Source organism: Streptomyces sp. sk2.1, assembly GCF_008120935.1.
GTDB lineage: Bacteria > Actinomycetota > Actinomycetes > Streptomycetales > Streptomycetaceae > Streptomyces.
Window position 1 is genome coordinate 430,848 of sequence record NZ_RDBO01000055.1, and the last position, 19,511, is coordinate 450,358.

Sequence of the window (19,511 nt, forward strand, 5' to 3'; positions counted from 1 at the left end):
GGGCAGGAACAGGTCCCGGCCCCGGGCAAGCCCCGGCCCGGCGGGTCGGGGGTCAACCCATTAGGCTGGACCCCGGCCCGTACTGCTGCCATACCGCTCGTTGCAAGGAGCTCCCGTGCTTGAGGCATTCTTCTCCGCCCTGCTGGTCCTGGTCTGCGTCGGCGTGCTCGCCTTCGTCGGGCTGAGCGTGAAGAAGCTGTACCAGGGCCAGCGCTGACCCCGGCCGCCGTCCCGGCGGCGCGGGTACCCCCTGTCGCGGCAACGTGACACCCGGTACCCGATGTGTCACGTTCGCACGCCACCCCACCTCACAGATCGTCTGAGCCGCTCATGATCGAGATTCCGTCCGACCTCCACCCGGACCTCGTCCCGCTGGCCTTCCTCCTCGGCAACTGGGCGGGCGCGGGCGTTTCCGACTTCCCCGGCGCCGAGCAGTGCAACTTCGGCCAGGAGGTCTCCTTCGGCCACGACGGCCGCGACTTCCTGGAGTACGTGTCGCACACCTGGGTGCTCGACTCCGAGGGCAAGAAGGTCAGGCCGCTGGAGTCCGAGTCCGGCTACTGGCGCATCGACAAGGACCGCAAGGTCGAGGTCGTCATGTCCCGCGACCAGGGTGTCATCGAGATCTGGTACGGCGAGCTGGCCGACCAGAAGCCGCAGATCGACCTGGTCACCGACGCGGTGGCCCGGACCGCGGCCTCCGGCCCGTACAGCGGTGGCAAGCGGCTCTACGGCTACGTGAACAGCGACCTGATGTGGGTCGGCGAGAAGGCCACCCCCGAGGTGGAGCTGCGCCCGTACATGTCGGCGCACCTGAAGAAGGTCGTCACCCCCGAAGAGGTCGAGGAGATGGCGAAGAAGCTCGGCGACCTCCCGGACGACGGCATCGCCTTCTTCAAGTAATCGCCTTCTTCAAGCAGCCGAGTGGCCAAGTGGCCGCGGGTGTGCGGATCCTGCCCGCCCAGCACTGCGGGCAGGGCGGCGCCCGGTCCTACACTGGGCGTGTGGTGAGCACCGACTGGAAGACCGATCTCCGGCAGCGCGGCTATCGGCTGACGCCGCAGCGGCAGCTTGTCCTGGAAGCCGTCGACACGCTGGAACACGCGACGCCCGACGACATCCTCTCCGAGGTGCGCAGAACCGCGTCCGGGGTGAACATCTCCACCGTCTACCGCACGCTCGAACTCCTGGAGGAGCTGGGGCTGGTCAGCCACGCCCACCTGGGGCACGGGGCGCCCACGTACCACCTGGCCGACCGCCACCACCACATCCACCTGGTCTGCCGCGACTGCGAGGGCGTCATCGAGGCCGATGTCTCCGTCGCCTCCGGGTTCACCGCCAAGCTCCGGGCCGACTTCGGGTTCGAGACGGACATGAAGCACTTCGCGATCTTCGGCCGCTGCGCCGACTGCGCGGCGGGGGCGGCCTCCGAGGAGTGAGGGGCGGCCGGACCTACGGCCTTCGGCCGACCGGCTCAGACTTCCGGCCTCCTCCTTCCGACCGGCCCTCCGGCCACCGGCCGGCCACCGGCCGCGTCGTACGCTGGTCGCATGAAGAGCCCCCTGCTGTCCCTGCCCGGCGCCGTCCCCGCCGAAGGCCGCGACGAAGGCGTCGCCGCGCACTACGGCGACCTGTTCCGCGAGCAGCGCACCCTCGCCGACGGCTCCGGTCTCGTCGACCTCTCGCACCGCGCCGTCGTCACCGTCACCGGCGGCGACCGGCTGGCCTGGCTGCACCTGCTGCTCACCCAGCACGTCAGCGAACTCGCCCCGGGGCAGGCCACCGAGGCCCTGATCCTCACCGCCAACGGGCACATCGAGCACGCCCTCTACCTGGTCGACGACGGCGAGACCGTGTGGATGCACGCCGAGCCGGGGACCCAGGGCGACCTCATCGCCTACCTGGAGTCCATGAAGTTCTTCTACCGGGTCGAAGTCGCCGACCGCACCGAGGACTTCGCCGTGGTGTACCTGCCGGCCGGTTCCATCGCCGAGGTCCCGGACGGGGTGACGGTACGGGAGACGGCGTACGGCCGGGACCTGTTCCTGCCCCGCGCCGACCTGGAGGAGTACGCGGCGGCGCACGGCCCGGTGGCGGGCATCCTGGCGTACGAGGCGCTGCGCGTCGAGGCGCACCGGCCGCGCCTCGGCTTCGAGACCGACCACCGCACCATCCCGCACGAGCTGGGCCTGATCGGCACCGCCGTCCACCTCCAGAAGGGCTGCTACCGGGGCCAGGAGACCGTGGCCCGGGTGCAGAACCTGGGCAAGCCGCCGCGGCGGCTGGTCTTCCTGCATCTCGACGGCAGCGAGGTCGTGCTGCCCGGCCACGGCACCCCGGTGCGGCTCGCCGCGGACGGCGCCGAGGGGCGCCAGCTGGGCTTCATCACCACGTCCGCCCGCCACCACGAGCTGGGGCCGATCGCGCTGGCCCTGGTCAAGCGGAACGTCGCGGTGGACGCGGAACTGCTCGCGGGGGACACCGCCGCCGCCCAGGAGACGGTCGTCGAGCCGTAGGGCGCGGTACGGGCCGGGCCGTCAGACCTCGACGAGGACGGTGAACGGGCCCTGGTTGGTGAGCGAGACCCGCATGCTCGCCCCGAACCGGCCCGTCTCCACCCGTGCCCCCAGCGCCCGCAGTCGCGCCACGACCTCGTCGACCAGCGGCTCGGCGACCTCGCCGGGCGCCGCGGCGTTCCAGGTGGGCCTGCGGCCCTTCCGGGCGTCCCCGTAGAGAGTGAACTGCGAAATCACCAGAAGTGGTGCATTCACATCCGAGCAGGACTTCTCGCCCTCCAGGATGCGCAGCGACCAGAGCTTGCGGGCGAGCTGCGCCGCCTTCTCCGCGGTGTCCCCGTGCGTGATTCCCACCAGCACACACAGTCCCTCGCCGACGATTTCGCCGACCACCCGGGGTCCGTCCGAGCCGTCCGCCCCGTCGGTCACCGTGACGCTCGCGCCGTCCACCCGCTGAATCACTGCACGCATATGGACCAACCTATCTCGGCCAACCCGGCTTGGGCTGAACGGGTACAGAGCATCCCCAAGCGCCCCACCGGAGTGGCACCATGCTCGGGAGGCGGTGTGCCGACGCACCGGTCGAGGGGATGGACACAAGCATGAGCACTTATGGAACCGGGCAGTCCCCCGGCGCCGTGCCGGTCGCGCGGAGCGGCGCGAGCACCAGTACCGTTGCCGGCGCCAGTACCAGCACCATGCGTCCGCCCGTGCAGAGAACCGGCCACGGCCCGGAGGGCGGCCCGTCCGCCGGGCAGCAGCCCGAGCTGGGCGCCCTGCGGCTGCCGGAGCTGCGCACGCTGCGCCGCGAGTCGCAGCGCGACGAGGCCGACCTCAGCTATGTGCGCCGACTGGTCCAGGGACGGATCGACATCCTGCGGGCCGAGCTGGCCCGGCGGCTGGACCCGGAGACCCCGGTGGTGGACCGCCTCTCGGAGATCCTCGCCGACACCCCGTCCCGGCACCGCTCCTCCGCCCGGCACGTCACGCTCACCACACCCCGCAGCGACGAGTACCGCCGGCTGGCGGCCGAGACGCTCGCCGAGGTCGAGCTCTCCGACCTCGACGCCCGTACGGACGAAGAGCTGCACACCGCGATGGGCCGCCTGATCCGCTACGAACAGCAGGTCTCCCTGCGCCGTCACCAGCTGCAACGCACCGCTGACGATTGCGGCGCGGAGATCGCCCGCAGGTACCGTGACGGTGAAGCACAAGTAGACGACCTGCTCGCCTGAAGCGACCCTTCGGGGGCGGGTTCCGCCCGTCCCCGGAAGGCCACCATGACCTCCAGCGCCGCCCCGTCCGTCATATCTCCCGCTCTTCCCGTCCTGGCCGAGGTCGTACGGTCCGGGTTCGTGGAGGGCCATCACCGGGGTTCGCTGGTCGTCCTGGCCGCCGACGGCAGTGTGGAACGGACCCTGGGCGACCCGACGGCCCCGGTCTTCCCGCGTTCCTCGAACAAGCCGATGCAGGCGGCGGCCGTGCTGCGGGCCGGGCTGGACCTGTCGGGGGAGCGGCTGGCACTGGCCGCCGCCAGCCACTCCGGCGAGGGCTTCCACATCGAGCTCGTCCGCGCGATGCTCGCCGAGCACGGACTGACCCCGGACGACCTGCAGACCCCGCCCGACCTGCCGCTGGACCCGGCGGAGGCGGAGACGTACCTGGCCGCGGGCCGGGTCCGGGAGCGGATCACCATGAACTGCTCCGGCAAGCACGCGGCGATGCTCGCGGCGTGCGCGCCGAACGGCTGGGACCGGTCCTCCTACCTCGACCCCGAGCACCCGCTCCAGCGGCTGGTGCACCAGGTGGTGGAGGAGGCGGCGGGCGAGCCCGTCACGGCGGTGGGGACGGACGGGTGCGGGGCGCCGCTGATGGCGATCAGCCTGGTGGGCCTGGCGCGGGCCTTCCGCTCGTTCGTGCTGGCGGAGCCGGGGACGGCGGAGCGCCGGGTCGCGGACGCGATGCGGGCCCACCCCGAGTACGTGGCCGGCACGCGCCGCCCCGACACCTGGCTGATGCGGGAGGTGCCGGGCGCGCTCTCCAAGATGGGGGCGGAGGCGGTGCAGGCGCTGGCGCTGCCGGACGGCCGGGCGCTGGCCTTCAAGATCGACGACGGCGCGACGCGGGCGCTCGGCCCGGTGCTGGCCCGGTCGCTGAACCTGCTCGGCATCGACGGTCCGGTGGTCTCCCGGATCGCGCACACGCCGCTGTTCGGCGGCGGCGGCGAGGTCGGCGGGATCAGGGCGGCCTTCTGACCTCGGTCCGGGGGCGGCCGGACCGGTCCCGGGGTCCCGCCGGACCGGTACCGGGACCGGGCACCCCGGTCCGGGGCGGCGGGAGCAGGGGTCGCGGAAAACGGGGCGACACCACGCGCGCGGAGTACTTAGCGTGGGCCCATGCACCCTGAGGTCCGTACGATCACCGAGTCCGATTTCCCCGACTGGCTGGTTGCCAAGCACACCGGCTTCCTGCAGGTTCCGGTGGCCACGGAACGGGAGGTCTCCGGGCGGTTCCCGTACATCGACCCGGCCCGTACGCAGGGCGCGTTCGACAACGGGCGGTGCGTGGCCACGTACCGCTCGTTCGCGCAGCAGCTCACGGCCGTCGGCGGCGCCGTGGTGCCGGCCGACGCGATCTCCAACGTCACGGTGTCGCCCACCCACCGCAGGCGCGGACTGCTCGGCCGGATGATGGCCGCGGACCTGGCGGCGGCGAAGGAGCGCGGCGAGGTGGTCGCCACGCTGATCGCCGCCGAGTACCCGATCTACGGGAGGTACGGCTTCGGCCCGGCGGCGTGGACCACCGAGTGGGAGATCGACGTGCCGAGGACGGGCCTCGACCCGCGCTGGTCGGGCCCCGCCGAACGGGACGGCGGCCGGGTCGACCTGGTGAGCGGCCAGGACGTGCGCAAGCTGGGCCCGGCCCTCCACGAGCGGCTGCGCGCCCGGCAGCACGGTGTGGTCGACCGCGACGCCCGCTGGTGGGAGGTGTACACCGGCGAGAACCTGGCCGGTCCCGAGCCCTGGACGGAGCCCTTCCACGCGGTGTACAGCAACGCGGACGGCGTGCCCGAGGGTCTGATCACCTACCGTGCCGACGACAGGTGGGGCGACGCCAAGCAGCCGCTGAACCGGGCCACGGTGCGGGGGCTGATCGCCGTGACCCCGGCCGCGGAGCGCACGCTCTGGCACTTCGTCTGCTCGATCGACTGGGTCACCACGGTCCGCACCGGTTACCGCGCCCCCGACGACCTGCTGCCCCTCCTCCTCCCGGACCCGCGCGCGGCCCGCGTCGTGACCCAGGCGGACTGGCTGTGGGTGCGGGTCCTGGACGTCGTGCGCGCCCTGGAGGCCCGTACCTACGCCGTGCCCGGCACGCTCGTGCTGGACGTCCACGACGCCTCGGGCCTGTCGGCCGGCCGCTACCGGCTGGAGGGCTCACCGACCGGGGCGAGCTGCGCCCCGACCACCGTCGAGCCCGACATCGCCCTGGACGTACGGGAGTTGGGCACCCTCTACCTGGGTGACGAGTCGCCGGTCAGGCTGGCGGCGCTGGGGCGCGTCGAGGAACGCACGCCGGGCGCGGTGGCGTTGGCCGAGGGGATGTTCCGGGCGGCGCGGCGCGCCTGGTGCCCGGACGTGTTCTGAGGACCGCCGCGGGGGCGACGGACGGACGGGCGCGCGGGGAGCTTCCTCGCGCGCCCGTCCGTGCGTCCGCCCCGTGCGTCCGCGTGCCGTCCCGTGTGCCGCGCCGCGTGGCTGTCCGCGTGCCGGGCCGGGTGGCTGTCCGGGTGGCGCAATGTGGGGGTGGCCGATCGCCGACAGTGCAAGTACGTTGACCTTGCGTCGAGTTGCACCTTCCTCCCGGTGTCGTGACGAGACGGCCGTGCCGGTTCGTGCCCTGCCGCCCTCGCCCTGACCAGCACTGCGTACTCATCGCGCGTACCCAGGAAAGGTTCGAGGGAAGGTGGTTTCCGGTGACTCAGACGAAGGCCCCGGCGGGCGGTGCGGACCTGCCGGCCAGCATCGAGGTCGCCTGGGGGCTGCGGGAGCGCCCGGTCAAGGGGCCGAAACCCGGGATGACCCTGGCCCGCATCGTGGACGCCGCGGTGGCGGTGGCGGCGTCCGAGGGGCTCGGCGGGGTCTCGATGGGACGGATCGCCAAGGACCTGGGCGCCTCGACGATGTCGCTCTACCGGTACGTGTCCGCCAAGGACGAGCTGTACGTCCTGATGCAGGACGCGGCGATGGGCCCGCCGTCCCCGCTGCCCGCGCCGGAGGGCGGCGCCGACTGGCGGGCGGCGCTCGCGGAGTGGGCCCGCGCGCAGCGCCGGGTCCTCCACCGCAACCTGTGGATGCTCCGCGTCCCGGTCCCGGGGCCGCCCGTCAGCCCGAACTCCGTCGCCTGGTGGGAGCAGGGGCTCCAGTGCCTGGAGGGCACCGGTCTGGACGCGGACGAGAGGAACTCCGTCGTCCTCCTGGTCAACGGGTTCGTGCGGAACGAGGCGCTGCTGACGGGCGACCTCGCCGAGGCCGGGGCGGTACGGGGCATTCCGGCGCAGGAGGTGAGGGCCGGGTACAACCGCACCCTGAACCGGCTCGTGGACCCCGTGCACCATCCGTCCCTCTCCCGGCTGCTGGAGTCCGGGACGCCGGGGGTGCGGGGCGGGTCCGACCGCGAGTTCGGTTTCGGGCTGGAACGGGTGCTGGACGGGATCGCGGCGCTGGTGGACATCAAGTCCGGTTGAGGTCGGGGGCGTACGCTTCATGGTCATGAGCGGAGAGAGGCCCGGTCCGGAACCGGTGGAACGCGCGGCGGGCACGGGTGGTGCGGGCGGTACGGACGGGGCGCCGATGAGCCTGCGGGAGCGCAAGAAGCGGCTGACGTACGAGGCGGTCTCCGAGGCGGCGATCGCGATGTTCCTGGAACGGGGCTTCGACAAGGTCTCGGTGGCGGAGGTGGCCGCGGCCGCCGACATCTCCAAGCCGACCCTGTTCCGGTACTTCCCGACCAAGGAGGACCTGGCCCTCCACCGGTTCGCCGACCACGAGGACGAGGCGGCCCGGGTGGTCGCCGCCCGAGCGGACACCGAATCGCCCCTGGACGCCCTGCACCGCCACTTCCTGGCCGGACTGGAGCGGCGGGACCCGGTGACCGGGCTCTGCGACGTGCCCGCGGTGGTGGCGTTCACGCGGCTGCTGTACGGGACGCCGTCCCTGGTGGCGCGCCTGTACGCCTACCAGAACCGCTCGGAGGAGGCGCTCGCCCGCGCGCTGGGCGACGGTACGGGGGACAGGCTGGCCGCGGGCCAGATCATCGCCGTGCTGCGCATCCTGGGGCTGGAGAACTGGCGGCGGATCGACGGCGGGGAGAGCGCGGAGCAGGCGTACGGTCCCGCGGTGGAGGCGGCCGAACTGGCCTTCGCGCAGCTGCGGTCGGGGCTGGAGGCGGGGCGGTAGCGGGTGGCGGTCCGTCGCGGCCGGGTCCGCCGGGGCGTCGGTGCGGCCGGATGCCGGTGCGGCCGGGCGATGGGGCCGGTGGTGGGGCGGGCGGTGCGGTCAGGCGTCCGGGCCGGCGGCGTGCAGCACCGCCTCGGCGATCTCCCGGACCCGGTCGCGCGTGATGCCGGTGCGCTGTTCGACGGCGAGCGGATGGTCGGTGGGCTCCAGCTCGATCCGGGGGCGCAGGCCGATCGGGCGGGTGTGCGCGTTCGTCTTGAGGTTGGTGGTGCGGGGCGAGTACAGCCCCAACTCGGTGCTCAGCCAGCCGAAGTAGGGCTGCTCGGACTCGCGGCCCGGGGCCTCCCACACGTCCAGGGCGCGGGTGAAGTTCTCCCGGCTGAGCGAGACCCAGACACCCCAGGAGAAGGGCTCCGCACTGCCGAACACGGGTATCTCGATCAGGCCCTTGATGAAGTAGTGCTCGTGCCTGACGATGCACTGGTCGGAGGAGAGCATGCTGTCGGGGTCGCTCTCCAGGCGCACGTCCCAGATGTCAGGGGCCATGGTCGAGTACCCCATCGGGAGTTCCGCGTGGTGTTCGCCGCAGCGGGAGCAGGTGTATCCGGGGTCGATAGCCATGGCCCGGATACTAACGACCCGCCGTCGGGGCCGTGCCGTGATCGCACAGGGGGGCGCGGAAGGCCCCGCCCGGCCTACGAGGGGTCGCCGAGCACCTTCTCGCGCAGGGCGGCCCACTCCAGGGAGTGGCGGATGCCCTCCGTCAGCGAGTACCGGGGCCGCCATCCCAGCAGCTGTTCGGCCCGCTCGCCGCGGGTGCACGCCCCCGCGACGTCGCCGGGCCGGGCCGGGGCGTCGACCGCCGGGACGGGGATGTCGACCACGCCGTTGAAGGCGTCCAGGAGTTCGCGCACGGTGGTGCCGGTCCCGGTGCCCAGGTTGATGACGGTGGAGGCGGGGACGGTCGCGGGCCCGGTGCCGGGGGGCGGCAGGAGGGTGTCGAAGGCACGGAGCGCGGCCACGTGCGCGGCGGCCAGGTCCCAGACGTGGACGTAGTCCCGCAGGCCGGAGCCGTCGCGCGTCGGGTAGTCGGTCCCGGTGATCCGGAACGGGACCCCTTCCTCCCGCGCCTGCATCATCTTGCCCAGGGCGTGGCTCGGGCGGCGCAGTTGCAGCCCCGTCCGCATCCTCGGGTCCGCGCCGATCGGGTTGAAGTAGCGCAGGGACAGCACCCGCAGCGGCAGGGACGCGGCGATGTCGGCGAACATCTCCTCGCACAGCGCCTTGGTCCGCGCGTACGGGCTCTGCGGGGCGATGGGGGAGTCCTCGTCGACCGTCAGGTCCTCGGCGGCGGCGTAGATGGAGGCGGACGAGCTGAAGACCATGCGGGTGCAGCCGTTGCGCAGGAGGTGGTCGACGAATTCCAGGCTCTTGGCCACGTTCGCCCGGTAGTAGCCGATCGGGTCGGCGACCGAGTCCGGGACCACGATCAGGGCCGCGCAGTGGACGACGGCCTCGATGTCGGGGTGCTCGGCGAAGATCCGGTCGATCAGGGGGCCGTCCGCGATGTCGCCCTCGTGGAAGGCCCGTCCCGCGGTGAACTCCCGCCTGCCCGTCACCAGGTTGTCGAGGACGACGGGGGTGATGCCCGCGTCCTCGCAGGCGGACGCGACCGTGCTGCCGATGTAGCCGGCGCCCCCGGCGATCAGGATCTTCATGCGGTGTCTGCCTCTCTGGAGCCGTCGGCCGATCGTAGACCGGGGCGGGGGCGCCCGTGTCCCGTTCCGGTCACGGCCGATTGCTGCCGCTGCCGGGCTCCACCACGTCGGCGACCACGCAGCTGACGTTGTCGGGGCCGCCGGAACGGTTGGCCAGGGAGACGAGTTCGCGTACGGCCCGCTCCGGATCGCGGGCCGTCGTGACGACCCGGCGCACCTCCTCGGCCGGGACGACGCCGGACAGGCCGTCGGAGCAGAGGAGGTAGCGGTCCCCGGCCCGGGCGTCGTGCAGGCGCAGGTCGGGCCCGGCGCCGTCCGCCCCGCCCAGGGCCCGGATCAGCAGGGACCGCTGGGGGTGGACGGTCGCCTCCTCCTCGGTGATCCGGCCCTCGTCGACCATCGCCCGGACCATGGTGTGGTCGTGGGTGATCTGGAACAGCTCCCCGTCGCGCAGGAGGTAGGCGCGGGAGTCGCCGATGTGGACGAGGGCCAGCTGCGATCCGGTCCACAGCATCGCGGTGAGCGTCGTACCGGTCCCCGCCGCCGCGGCGTCCGCGCCGATGGCGTCGTGCACGGCCCGTCCGGCCCGCTCGACGGCGGTCTCCAGGACGTTGAGGAGGTCGCCCGCCGGGATGCCGTCGGTCTCCAGGCGTTTGAGCGCTTCGACGGCCGCGGCGCCCGCGGGCGCCCCCGCGCCGCCGAAGCCGTCGGCGACGGCGAGCAGCCGGGACCCGGCGTGGACGGTGTCCTGGTTGCTCTCCCGGACCAGGCCCGTGTCGGAGAGCGCGGCGTAACGGAGTTCCAGGGGCTGGGTGGTCGGGGACATGGCGGGGTCCTTCCGTGACAGGTGGTCGACGAGGAAACCGGCCAGGTCCCGCCGCGCGGCGGTGTCGGCCTCGACCCGGGCCCAGAACGCGCGGACCTCCCGGGCCGCCTCGGCCGCCTCCAGCGTGCCGATGTGCCGGACGAGGGCCAGCGGCATGCCGAGACGGCGCAGCCAGGCCACCAGCCGTGCCCGGTCCAGTTGCTCCGGCGCGTAGAAGCGGTAGCCGGTCAGCGGGTCGACGCGGGCGGGGGGCAGCAGGCCGAGTTCGTCGTAGTGGCGCAGTGCCTTCGGCGACAGCCTGGACGCCTTCGCGAACGCCCCGATGGTCAGCAGTTCCACGGTCCGGTTCCTCCTCGTGCCGGACGCGTCGCCCGGCCCCGTCGATGCTGCGGCTTCCCCCGGGGGGAAGGTCAACCGCGGACACCGGCGTTGCCGGCCCGCCCGTACCGGGCCCAGGCGGGAACCGTCGGTGGGCCCCCGGGCCCAGGCCCGAATCATCCCGCGGGCCCACGCGCGTCCGCACCGAACCGGAACCGTGCGCCCCGGCACCCCTGTTCCCGCCTCGTGGGACCGGGGAAAAAACCGACACGTCCCCCCGTTCGACGGATGTTGCGGATGACCGTTTCACCCGTGAAACGGCGGCCCGGTCACAGAGGTTGCATCCGGCAGGTACCTGCCACGGAGGTGGACCCCAGGACCCTGGAGAGCCCTTTCCCTCTCTGCCATGCTCTCGCCAAATCGCATGCGTGGTCCGCCGGATCGCGGGTGCGGGACGAGCGGGAAACGAAGGAGGACGGGACATGTGTGAGCAGTGCGGTCCGGCCGACGGCGCGGTGGAAGAACTGCGGGACCTCCGGCCGGTGGGCCCGTCGCGCAGAAAGCTGCTGCTCGGCGTCGGCGCCGGGCTGGGGGTGGCGCTCACGGGCGTACCGGCCCTGACCTCGTCGGCCTCGGCGGCGACGCTCAAGGACGGCCGCTGGTGCAACCCCGCCCGGGGCCACTTCCCCGCGGGCGGCCACTACGGGGCCTCGCGCGGCGGCTACCCGCACGCGGGCCAGGACGTCACCAACTCGGTGGGCACGGCCGTCTACGCCGCGGCCGCCGGCACCGTGATCCGCCGCGGTCGCAACGTCCTGTCCGGGCGCACCGGGAACGGCCTGGTCATCTCGCACGGCAGCGGCCGGTACACCTACTACGGGCATCTCAGCGCGTTCCGGATCGGGCTGAACGCCAAGGTCTCCGCGGGGCAGCGCATCGCCGACATGGGCGCCACCGGCAACGTGACCGGGCCCCACCTCCACTTCGAGACCCACAGCGGAGGGCTGGGCTCCACGGTCAACCCGGTCTCCTACCTCGCCGCCCGCGGCGTGGACCTCGGCGGCGGCTGGTCGTCCATCAACCCGGGCGCCGTGGGCGCGACCGTGAAGGTCGTCCAGTACCTGATGACCCAGCGCGGCAGGGCGCTGACCGCCGACGGCAACTACGGCTCGGTGTCGGTCGCCGCGGTCAAGAAGTTCCAGTCCTCCAAGGGCCTGGTGGCGGACGGCCAGGTCGGCCCGAAGACCTGGGCGAAGCTGGTCTACACGCTCCGGAACGGCAGCTCCGGATCGCATGTGCGCGCCCTCCAGACGGCGTTGAACAAGCACAGCGCGGGCCTCGCCGTCGATGGCGGCTTCGGCTCGGTGACCAACTCCGCCGTCCGCTCCTACCAGAGCGTCAACCGCCTGGTCGTCGACGGCCAGGCGGGCCCGAAGACCTGGGAGGCCCTCGTCGGGTGACGGCCCGCCGGGTTTCCGGCGGCGCCGGTCCCGGTGTCCGCCGACGGCATGAACGCGTGGGGGCGGAGCCGGATCGACGGCTCCGCCCCCACGATTTCGCGGCGAGCACGCCGCCGCGACGGCACCCCGCGGGCGGGGGAGGGGCCGCCTCAGGCCGTCGTCCCGCGCCGGTCCGGTCCGAGGGCCCGGTCGATGTGGTGGCCGAGTACCCGTGCGGCGGCGTCCGGCGTGCGGTACCCGAGGGCCACGTCCACTCCGAGGCTCGTGGCGAGCGACCAGCAGATGTCGGCGTCGACGAGCTCCGAGCCGCGGGGTTCGCCGCCCCGCTCCTGGCGGGCCGCGGTGATGAGTCCGGCGGTGAAGGAGAGCAGTTCGTCGTCGCCCGGGGCGAGGATCCTGGCCGTCGTCGGGTCGGAGACGGCCCGCCCGGCCGCCGCCAGCGAGAACCGCATGAGCCGCAGGCCGGCCTCGTCCGGGCTGATCAGGGCGTGGAGGCAGGCGCGGAGGACGGTTTCCGGGTCCGTCGCCCCGGCCGCGTGGACCGCGCTCTCGATGCTCGCGTTCACGGCCCGGGTGGCCAGGTCGAGCGCGTCGCGGATCAGAGCCTGCATCGACGGGTAGTAGTGCTGCACCTGCCCCATGGAGACGCCTGCTTCGTCGGCCACCTTGCGCAGGGTCACCTGCTCGATGCCGCCCCGGACCGCCAGCGCCCAGACCGCCTCGACCAGGCGCTTCCTGCGCTGCTCATGATCCACGACCTTCGGCACGGCGCGTCCTTCCCCATTGGTTGCCATGCGGTTGCATTGCAACCGGCTGCTCGGCGTATTACAGTGCGAGTGCATTGTAATCGCCTCGGTGACAGCGGTGTCGCGGCGTCGTGGCGTTCCGGAGATCTGGGGATTCGGGAAGGTGCCGGATGAAGTACGACCTCCTTCAGGGCCTCGGTGTGGCCCTTTTCGTACTCGGGGCGCAGGGGGTGATCCGCCGGCTCGTCGACCATGACGACGCCGGCCTGCTCGGCTGGTTGCCGGGCGGGTTCGCGGTCGGCGTCACCGTCCACGCGCTCGCCGTCGTGGTGGGCGCGATCGTCGCGAGCCGGGCCCGCGGCGCCGCGAGGGCGTCGGGCCGCCGCGGCTGACGGACCGGCCGGGCCGCCCCGCCGGATCTCCGGCGGGGCCGCGCCGCGCCACTCGTCCGCCCCTGTCCTGTCCCGGATAACTGTTGGCATGCGAAGGCCCTGACCTGCTGTGCTTGCGGTTGAGTGGAACGAACGCGCTCTCCCCGTCCCGCTCATCCGCAGTCGGCCATCTCTCCGGCGTGCGCGGAAGTCCGCTGATCGGCTCGGAGGTCTCATGTCCCTGCGGATGGAACTGGTCGCGATAACCCTCGATTGCCCCGATCCGCCGGCTCTGGCGGCGTTCTATCAGCAGGCCACCGGCTTTGAACCGCACCCGGAGTCGGACGCCGAGTTCGCCGGTCTCAACCGCGGGGACGGACTCTTCATCGGTTTCCAGCGGGTCGAGGGCCACCGGGCTCCGAGCTGGCCCGGCCGGACCGTTCCCCAGCAGCTTCATATCTGCTTCAAGGTCACGGAGAGCCTGGACGAGGCCGAGGCCCGGCTGCTGGAACTGGGCGCGGGCAAGCCGGATCACCAGCCGCACGGGGACAGGGCACGGGTCCTCACCGACCCCGCTGGGCACCCCTTCTGCATCATCGCGCGCTGACTGGCGTTCCCGTGGCGAGGAGCGCGGCCGTGCCGTCGGGGTTGCCGAGCCGGGACTCGATCTCCGCAGCCGATGACCTGACGGTTTTCGCGAGCCGGGCGCGGTCGGCGCCGCGAATCGGGCTCTCGGCGGGGAAGCGCCGGTGGAACCGGGCGATGCTGCCGAGGGAGACGTGGAAGTCGTCGCTCATCGCCGGTTTCCTCCGGCGGGGAGGCGTGAACATGCGGATCGGCGCGGCACGTGCGGGGAACCCGGCTGTTGTCGGCCGGGGTGCCCTCCTGGCCGGCTCGACCCCGGGCCCTTTGACCCGGACCGGGTCGTGAAGGGTCTCGGCCCGGCGGACGAGCCGGTGATGGCGGCGGGCCGGGCCGGAGCCCTGCGGCGAGCTCCTCGCAGAGGTCGATGCGGGCCGGGCCGTGATGTCGGCGAAGGCGCCAGTACTTCTGCCGTGCTCGAACGGCATCGGGACCGCCCACGCATCGCAGGGACAGGACACACGCCACGCGTCCGCCCCCGGTCGCGGCCGAACGAGTGGTGTGGCGCACTTTTGCAAGCGCCTGCTTGCAAAAGTTAGCAAGGGTGGCGCACCATCGGGGCATGGCATCACTCAACGTCGGCAATCTCGGTGAGTACCTGCGCGAGCAGCGGCGTACGGCGCAGCTGTCGCTGCGGCAGCTCGCCGACGCCGCCGGAGTGTCCAATCCCTACCTCAGCCAGATCGAGCGCGGGCTGCGCAAGCCGAGTGCCGAGGTGCTGCAGCAGGTCGCCAAGGCGCTGCGGATCTCGGCCGAGACCCTTTACGTACGGGCCGGGATCCTGGACGAGCGGGAGCGGGAGGAGCTGGAGACCCGGGCGGTGATTCTGGCCGACCCCTCCATAAACGAGCGGCAGAAGAGCGTTCTGCTGCAGATCTACGACTCCTTCCGCAAGGAGAACGGGTACGAGCCCGGACCGGAAGCCGGCGCCGAAGCCGGACCGGGGACCGGCGGCGCGGCCGGGGCGGAGGCCGAGGACCGGTCCGCACCGGACGCCGACGGTTCCCGCGCGGCCGGCGGCGACGGCGCCGATCCGGCTTCCAAGCCCTGAGAACCCTCACACCGAGCCTGATGATCCGGGAGGACCACAGTCATGGCCATCACCGATGACCTGCGCAAGACCCTCACCGACCCGACCCCCCTCTACTTCGCCGCCGGTACGGCCGATCTCGCCGTCGAGCAGGCGCGCAAGGTCCCGGCGCTGATCGAGCAGCTGCGCACCGAGGCGCCGGAGCGCATCGAGGCCGTGCGCAACGCCGACCCCAAGGCCGTGCAGGAGAAGGTGACCTCGCAGGCCAAGGAGGCGCAGGCCACCGTGCAGGCCAAGGTCACCGAGGTGATCGGGTCGTTCGACAGCGATCTGCGGAAGCTGGGCGAGAACGCCCAGGACCTGGCGCTGCGCAGCCTGGGCGTGGCCGCGGAGTACGCGGTGCGGGCCCGCGAGGCGTACGAGAAGGTCGCCGAGCGCGGCGAGCAGACCGTGAAGAACTGGCGCGGCGAGACGGCCGACGAGATCGTCGAGATCGCCGTCGTCGTCGAGCCGCGCAGGGAGTCCCGCCCGGCGGACACCACGAAGGCGAGGCCGGCCACCGGGACGGCGAAGGCCAACGGGACGGCGAAGACCGCGGGAACGGCGAAGACCGCGGGAACGGCGAAGGCGTCGTCCGCTTCGCGGCCCGCGACGAAGCCCGCTTCGAAGCCCGCCCCGAGGCCGGCGGCGAAGGCCGCTCCGAAGACCGCCGGTGCGGAGGGCGGGACCGCCGCCGCATCCGCGAAGAAGGCGCCCGCGCGCAAGCCCGCCGCGAAGAAGACCACCCCGCCGAGCGCGAAGTAGCACCCGCGGCGTCCCGGCCCCGTGACGGTTGCCGGCCGCCGAGGGGTGTGGCGGAGCGTGGGCCGGGCACCTTCAGGGGTGCCCGGCCCTTCGTCCCGGTACCTTGGCCGCGAGGCGCTCATCCATTTGATTAGGCGGTGCACACACCATGTTGCTCACAGGATTCAGCACATTCGTCTGGCTGCTCTACATGGTCATGCTCGTGCTGGCCGTGGTCGCGCTGGTCATGGCGGCGATGGCCCGTGAGGACGCCTACCGGGCCGCGGACAAGCAGAAGAAGTCCTTCTGGCTGATCATCCTCGGCATCGCCGTCGCCGTGAACCTCTTCGTGCCGATGCTGTTCCTCCAGCTGGCGGGCGCGGTCGCGTCCATCGTCTTCCTGGTGGACGTACGGCCCGCACTGCAGGCGGTCTCGGGCGGCGGCCGACGGGGCGGCTCCAGCAGCGACGGCCCGTACGGGCCCTACAACGGCGGACGCTGATCGTCCGCGGCGGACGTCGGGAACCCATCGCGCCCACGCCCGCGTCCGCCGAGGACGATGCCGATCGGGGACGACAACGATCGGGGACGACGGCGATCGGGGATGACGGCGATCAGGGGCGGGAGCGCGCGACGCTCCGGCTCCGGTCGCCCTCGGGGGCCCGGTGGAGGCGGTCCTGGTCGCGGTCGAGCAGCAGGACCGCGACGTCGTCGGTCAGCTCGCCGCCGTTCAGCTCCCGCACCTGTGTGACCGCGGCGTCCAGCAGCTCCTCGCCGGTGAGCCCCTCCGCCAGCTGCCGGTTGATCATCGCGACCATGCCGTCCTGGCCGAGCCGCTGGGTGCCGGTCGGTCCGACCCGTCCCTCGATCAGCCCGTCCGTGTACATCATCAGGCTCCAGGTGCCGCCGAGGTCCACCTGCCGGCGCGGCCAGCGGGCGTGCGGCAGCAGCCCGAGCGCCGGGCCGCCGTCCTCGTACGGGAGGAGGTGCGCGGCCCGTCCCTGCCGGGCGATGAGCGGGGCCGGGTGGCCCGCCAGGCAGAGACCGGCGCGGCGGCCGTCGGGGGCGATGTCCACGGTGCAGAGCGTCGCGAAGATCTCCTCGCTCTCCCGCTCGTGCTCCAGGACCTCCTGGAGGGTGGAGAGCAGGTCGTCGCCGCACAGTCCGGCCAGGGTCAGCGCCCGCCAGGCGATGCGGAGTTCGACGCCGAGCGCCGCCTCGTCGGGGCCGTGCCCGCAGACGTCGCCGATCATCGCGTGGACGGTGCCGTCGGGCGTGCGGACCGTGTCGTAGAAGTCCCCGCCGAGCAGCGCGCGGCTGCGGCCGGGCCGGTATCGGGCCGCGAAGCGCAGGTCGGAGCCTTCGAGCAGGGGAGTGGGGAGCAGACCGCGTTCGAGCCGGGCGTTCTCCTGGGCGCGCAGCGTGGACTCGGTGAGCCGGCGCTGGGCGACGTCGGCGCGCTTGCGGGCGACGGCGTACCGGATGGCGCGGCTGAGCAGCCGCCCGTCCAGGTCGTCGCGGCAGAGGTAGTCCTGGGCGCCGACCCGTACCGCCTCGGCGGCCAGCTCGGCGTCGTCCTCCGCCGTGAGGGCGAGCACGGCGTGGCGCGGCGCGATCCGCAGTACGTGCCGGAGCGCGGCGAGCTCGTCGGGGCCCGCGGCGTCCCCCGCCCCGAGGGCGGCGGCACGGGTCTCGCTGCCGGTGGGCAGGGCCAGGTCCAGCAGGACGCAGTCGACGTCGTCCGTGAGCAGCCGGCCCGCCTCGGTCAGGTTGCGGGCGGTGCGGATGCGGATCCGCGTGCCGGCCGCGGCCGGGAGCTCGGGGACGGTGAAGGTGCCCGCCGGGTCGTCCCCGATGACCAGGAGGACGAGGTCGGAGCCGAAGGAGGCGTCCGCAGCGGTGGCCTCGCATTGCTGCGGTATGGATACGGGCATTGGTTCGGTTTTCCTTCCCTCCCCCCGAGGGCACGGCGGAGCGCCGATCGACGACCCGCCAGACGGGGACGATAGCGGTCCTCGGCACGGGAAAGGAATGGCGTTCCGGGTGCGGTTGCCGTCACACGCACAGCCATAAGCCGCGTCATGTCACGGATCCGGCGAGAAGCATCGGTGGGCGCGGGGCTGCCGGGGCATGACAAAGGTCACGTGGCAGCGGCGGGGCGGGTGGCGCGGGTCACTCCGGCGGAAAGGGAACCCCTGTCGGACCCGCCGCGGGACCTGCCGCCGGACCCGCCGTCCGGTCCTCTCGCCGGGCCCTCCGGTCAGTGTTCCCCGTCCGTCCCCCGCCGCCGGACATCACTTGTCCGGGCGCACCACGCCGAGTATCCGCATCGAGCCCGCGCCCGCCAGTGTGACGTTGCGGCCGGGGCGCGGGGAGTGGACGATCGCGCCGTCGCCGACGTACATGCCCACGTGGCTGGCGTCGTCGTGGTAGATGATCAGGTCGCCGGGGCGCATGTCCTTGATGGCGATGCGCGGCAGCAGCCGCCACTGCTCCTGCGAGGTGCGCGGGATCGGGCGGCCCGCCGCGGCCCACGCCTGGGACGTGAGTCCGGAGCAGTCGTACGAGTCGGGGCCCTCGGCCCCCCAGACGTACGGCTTGCCGATCTGGGCCGTCGCGAAGGCCACCGCCTCCTTGCCGCGCTTGCTCGCGCTGCGGTTGATGTCCTTCAGCGCGCCGGAGCTGAGCCAGGCCGTCTGCTGCTTGTACGCGGCTTCCTGCTCCAGCTTGAGCAGGCGGGCCCGCTCCTCCTTCTTGAGCCGGGACTCCAGCTTCTTCGCCGCCGCTATCTGCGCGTCGATCTTCTTCTTGGCCTTGGCCTGCTTGATCCGGCCGGCTTCGAGCTTCTTCCAGTTGGCGTTCGCGTCCTTGGTGTACGTCTCCAAGTCCTGCTGGGCCCTGGTCAGTTCCCCCAGAACGCCCTTCGCGGCCTGCTGGCCCTCCCTGACCCGGCTCACCCCATCCAGGAACAGCTGCGGGTCGTTGCTGAGCATGAACTGGGCGCCGGGCGGCAGCCCCCCGGTGCGGTACTGCTCGCGGGCCTGGGCGCCGGCCCGGTTCTTCAGGTCGGCGATCTTCGCCTGGCCCACGACTATGGCGCGGGCCAGCTTCACGATCTCGCCGGACTGCTTCTCGGCCCGCTCCTCGGCGAGGTTGTACGCGTCGGTGGCCGCCCCCGCCTTGCGGTAGAGGTCGTCGATCTCCTCGCGGACCTCTTCGAGGGTCTTCTTCGGCGTTTCGGAGGGGGGAGTGGGCGCGGCGAAGGCCGGTACCGGCGTGATGAGCACGGACAGCGCGCAGACCAGAGTGATCGCGGCCGAGGCACAGTGACGTCGGTTCACGGGATTCCCCTCCGAGTAAATCTGATTTCCCGTCAGTAACTTTTCGCCGATGACGAGATCGTGCCATGCCGTACCGAAAAGCAACAGAGGCGCACGCCCGCTGTCCTGACGGTCACCCGCATCGGCCGCTGCACCGGTGACGCTCCCRCGAACTCCTTGCCGCCCCCGCGAATCTCCCCCGCGCCCCCATCGCCCCCCGTCCCCTCTTCTGGACGAACGGCGGCCCGTTCCCGTTCCCGCCGCATCGGCAGGCGTCCGGCCGCTGATCCGTCGGCATCCGGGACGGCCCGTCGACCCGCCG

22 protein-coding genes are annotated in these 19,511 nt (G+C 72.7%); 14 read left to right on the forward strand and 8 right to left on the reverse strand.

The genetic code is table 11. From position 1 onward, the window contains the following. The first annotated feature begins 330 nt into the window (after nucleotides 1-330). From EAO76_RS19245 to EAO76_RS19255, 3 genes are all read left to right on the forward strand, one after another. The gene (locus EAO76_RS19245; RefSeq protein ID WP_148837142.1) at nucleotides 331-903 is read left to right on the forward strand and encodes an FABP family protein; all 573 of its coding nucleotides are present in this window, start codon (nucleotides 331-333) and stop codon (nucleotides 901-903) included. 101 nt (nucleotides 904-1,004) lie between these two features. After that, the gene (locus EAO76_RS19250; RefSeq protein ID WP_148837143.1) at nucleotides 1,005-1,439 is read left to right on the forward strand and encodes a Fur family transcriptional regulator; all 435 of its coding nucleotides are present in this window, start codon (nucleotides 1,005-1,007) and stop codon (nucleotides 1,437-1,439) included. A gap of 111 nt (nucleotides 1,440-1,550) precedes the next feature. Next, the gene (locus EAO76_RS19255; RefSeq protein WP_148837144.1) at nucleotides 1,551-2,516 is read left to right on the forward strand and encodes a folate-binding protein YgfZ; all 966 of its coding nucleotides are present in this window, start codon (nucleotides 1,551-1,553) and stop codon (nucleotides 2,514-2,516) included. A 21-nt stretch (nucleotides 2,517-2,537) separates the two neighbouring features. Here the strand turns inward: EAO76_RS19255 and dtd are convergent, their stop codons facing one another. Next, on the reverse strand, nucleotides 2,538-2,987 hold the full coding sequence (dtd, locus tag EAO76_RS19260) for a D-aminoacyl-tRNA deacylase (RefSeq protein WP_148837145.1): 450 nt from the start codon (nucleotides 2,985-2,987) through the stop codon (nucleotides 2,538-2,540). A 131-nt stretch (nucleotides 2,988-3,118) separates the two neighbouring features. Between dtd and EAO76_RS19265 the strand changes: the two genes are divergently transcribed. The 5 genes from EAO76_RS19265 to EAO76_RS19285 all read left to right on the forward strand — a co-directional run bounded on the left by EAO76_RS19265 (nucleotide 3,119) and on the right by EAO76_RS19285 (nucleotide 7,975). Then, nucleotides 3,119-3,751, forward strand: coding sequence for an ABC transporter substrate-binding protein (locus tag EAO76_RS19265; RefSeq protein ID WP_187438687.1), 633 nt, complete (start codon nucleotides 3,119-3,121; stop codon nucleotides 3,749-3,751). 45 nt (nucleotides 3,752-3,796) lie between these two features. Beyond that, the gene (locus tag EAO76_RS19270; protein WP_148837146.1) at nucleotides 3,797-4,771 is read left to right on the forward strand and encodes an asparaginase; all 975 of its coding nucleotides are present in this window, start codon (nucleotides 3,797-3,799) and stop codon (nucleotides 4,769-4,771) included. Nucleotides 4,772-4,912: 141 nt separating this feature from the next. Beyond that, the gene (locus EAO76_RS19275) at nucleotides 4,913-6,163 is read left to right on the forward strand and encodes a GNAT family N-acetyltransferase (protein WP_148837147.1); all 1,251 of its coding nucleotides are present in this window, start codon (nucleotides 4,913-4,915) and stop codon (nucleotides 6,161-6,163) included. 329 nt (nucleotides 6,164-6,492) lie between these two features. Beyond that, on the forward strand, nucleotides 6,493-7,263 hold the full coding sequence (locus EAO76_RS19280; protein WP_148837148.1) for a TetR/AcrR family transcriptional regulator: 771 nt from the start codon (nucleotides 6,493-6,495) through the stop codon (nucleotides 7,261-7,263). 19 nt (nucleotides 7,264-7,282) lie between these two features. Further along, nucleotides 7,283-7,975, forward strand: a complete 693-nt coding sequence (locus tag EAO76_RS19285; RefSeq protein WP_187438688.1) for a TetR family transcriptional regulator — start codon at nucleotides 7,283-7,285, stop codon at nucleotides 7,973-7,975. A gap of 99 nt (nucleotides 7,976-8,074) precedes the next feature. Here the strand turns inward: EAO76_RS19285 and EAO76_RS19290 are convergent, their stop codons facing one another. From EAO76_RS19290 to EAO76_RS19300, 3 genes are all read right to left on the reverse strand, one after another. After that, a complete protein-coding gene (locus EAO76_RS19290) occupies nucleotides 8,075-8,596 on the reverse strand; it encodes a DUF2199 domain-containing protein (protein ID WP_148837150.1) in 522 nt (173 codons plus the stop codon). A 74-nt stretch (nucleotides 8,597-8,670) separates the two neighbouring features. Beyond that, nucleotides 8,671-9,693, reverse strand: a complete 1,023-nt coding sequence (gene galE / locus EAO76_RS19295; RefSeq protein ID WP_148837151.1) for a UDP-glucose 4-epimerase GalE — start codon at nucleotides 9,691-9,693, stop codon at nucleotides 8,671-8,673. 70 nt (nucleotides 9,694-9,763) lie between these two features. Then, on the reverse strand, nucleotides 9,764-10,858 hold the full coding sequence (locus EAO76_RS19300; protein ID WP_187438689.1) for a MerR family transcriptional regulator: 1,095 nt from the start codon (nucleotides 10,856-10,858) through the stop codon (nucleotides 9,764-9,766). Nucleotides 10,859-11,430: 572 nt separating this feature from the next. On the opposite strand from EAO76_RS19300, the gene EAO76_RS19305 reads away from it, so the two are divergent. Continuing rightward, nucleotides 11,431-12,297 carry a peptidoglycan-binding protein gene (locus EAO76_RS19305; RefSeq protein ID WP_148837417.1) on the forward strand — a complete coding sequence of 289 codons (867 nt, stop codon included), beginning with the start codon at nucleotides 11,431-11,433 and terminating at the stop codon, nucleotides 12,295-12,297. Nucleotides 12,298-12,446: 149 nt separating this feature from the next. Here EAO76_RS19305 and EAO76_RS19310 read toward each other — a convergent pair whose 3' ends face one another. After that, the gene (locus EAO76_RS19310; protein WP_262375588.1) at nucleotides 12,447-13,091 is read right to left on the reverse strand and encodes a TetR/AcrR family transcriptional regulator; all 645 of its coding nucleotides are present in this window, start codon (nucleotides 13,089-13,091) and stop codon (nucleotides 12,447-12,449) included. Nucleotides 13,092-13,213: 122 nt separating this feature from the next. Between EAO76_RS19310 and EAO76_RS19315 the strand changes: the two genes are divergently transcribed. Next, nucleotides 13,214-13,435 (forward strand): hypothetical protein, encoded by a 222-nt coding sequence (locus EAO76_RS19315; protein ID WP_148837153.1) that lies wholly within the window; start codon nucleotides 13,214-13,216, stop codon nucleotides 13,433-13,435. 214 nt (nucleotides 13,436-13,649) lie between these two features. Beyond that, nucleotides 13,650-14,021 carry a VOC family protein gene (locus tag EAO76_RS19320; protein ID WP_148837154.1) on the forward strand — a complete coding sequence of 124 codons (372 nt, stop codon included), beginning with the start codon at nucleotides 13,650-13,652 and terminating at the stop codon, nucleotides 14,019-14,021. Here the strand turns inward: EAO76_RS19320 and EAO76_RS19325 are convergent. Continuing rightward, nucleotides 14,008-14,211: a hypothetical protein gene (locus EAO76_RS19325; RefSeq protein WP_148837155.1), complete on the reverse strand. Its 204-nt coding sequence runs from the start codon at nucleotides 14,209-14,211 to the stop codon at nucleotides 14,008-14,010. The two genes, EAO76_RS19320 and EAO76_RS19325, sit on opposite strands and share 14 nt — an antisense overlap. A gap of 407 nt (nucleotides 14,212-14,618) precedes the next feature. On the opposite strand from EAO76_RS19325, the gene EAO76_RS19330 reads away from it, so the two are divergent. The 3 genes from EAO76_RS19330 (at nucleotide 14,619) to EAO76_RS19340 (ending at nucleotide 16,371) form a co-directional block, all read left to right on the forward strand. Next, on the forward strand, nucleotides 14,619-15,107 hold the full coding sequence (locus tag EAO76_RS19330) for a helix-turn-helix domain-containing protein (protein WP_148837156.1): 489 nt from the start codon (nucleotides 14,619-14,621) through the stop codon (nucleotides 15,105-15,107). Nucleotides 15,108-15,149: 42 nt separating this feature from the next. After that, on the forward strand, nucleotides 15,150-15,890 hold the full coding sequence (locus EAO76_RS19335) for a hypothetical protein (RefSeq protein ID WP_148837157.1): 741 nt from the start codon (nucleotides 15,150-15,152) through the stop codon (nucleotides 15,888-15,890). A gap of 148 nt (nucleotides 15,891-16,038) precedes the next feature. Next, the gene (locus EAO76_RS19340) at nucleotides 16,039-16,371 is read left to right on the forward strand and encodes a DUF2516 family protein (RefSeq protein ID WP_148837158.1); all 333 of its coding nucleotides are present in this window, start codon (nucleotides 16,039-16,041) and stop codon (nucleotides 16,369-16,371) included. 112 nt (nucleotides 16,372-16,483) lie between these two features. On the opposite strand, the gene EAO76_RS19345 is transcribed toward EAO76_RS19340, so the two are convergent. Beyond that, nucleotides 16,484-17,803, reverse strand: a complete 1,320-nt coding sequence (locus tag EAO76_RS19345; RefSeq protein WP_148837159.1) for a PP2C family protein-serine/threonine phosphatase — start codon at nucleotides 17,801-17,803, stop codon at nucleotides 16,484-16,486. Nucleotides 17,804-18,163: 360 nt separating this feature from the next. Then, nucleotides 18,164-19,210, reverse strand: coding sequence for a C40 family peptidase (locus EAO76_RS19350; RefSeq protein ID WP_148837160.1), 1,047 nt, complete (start codon nucleotides 19,208-19,210; stop codon nucleotides 18,164-18,166). Nucleotides 19,211-19,511: the final 301 nt, after the last annotated feature.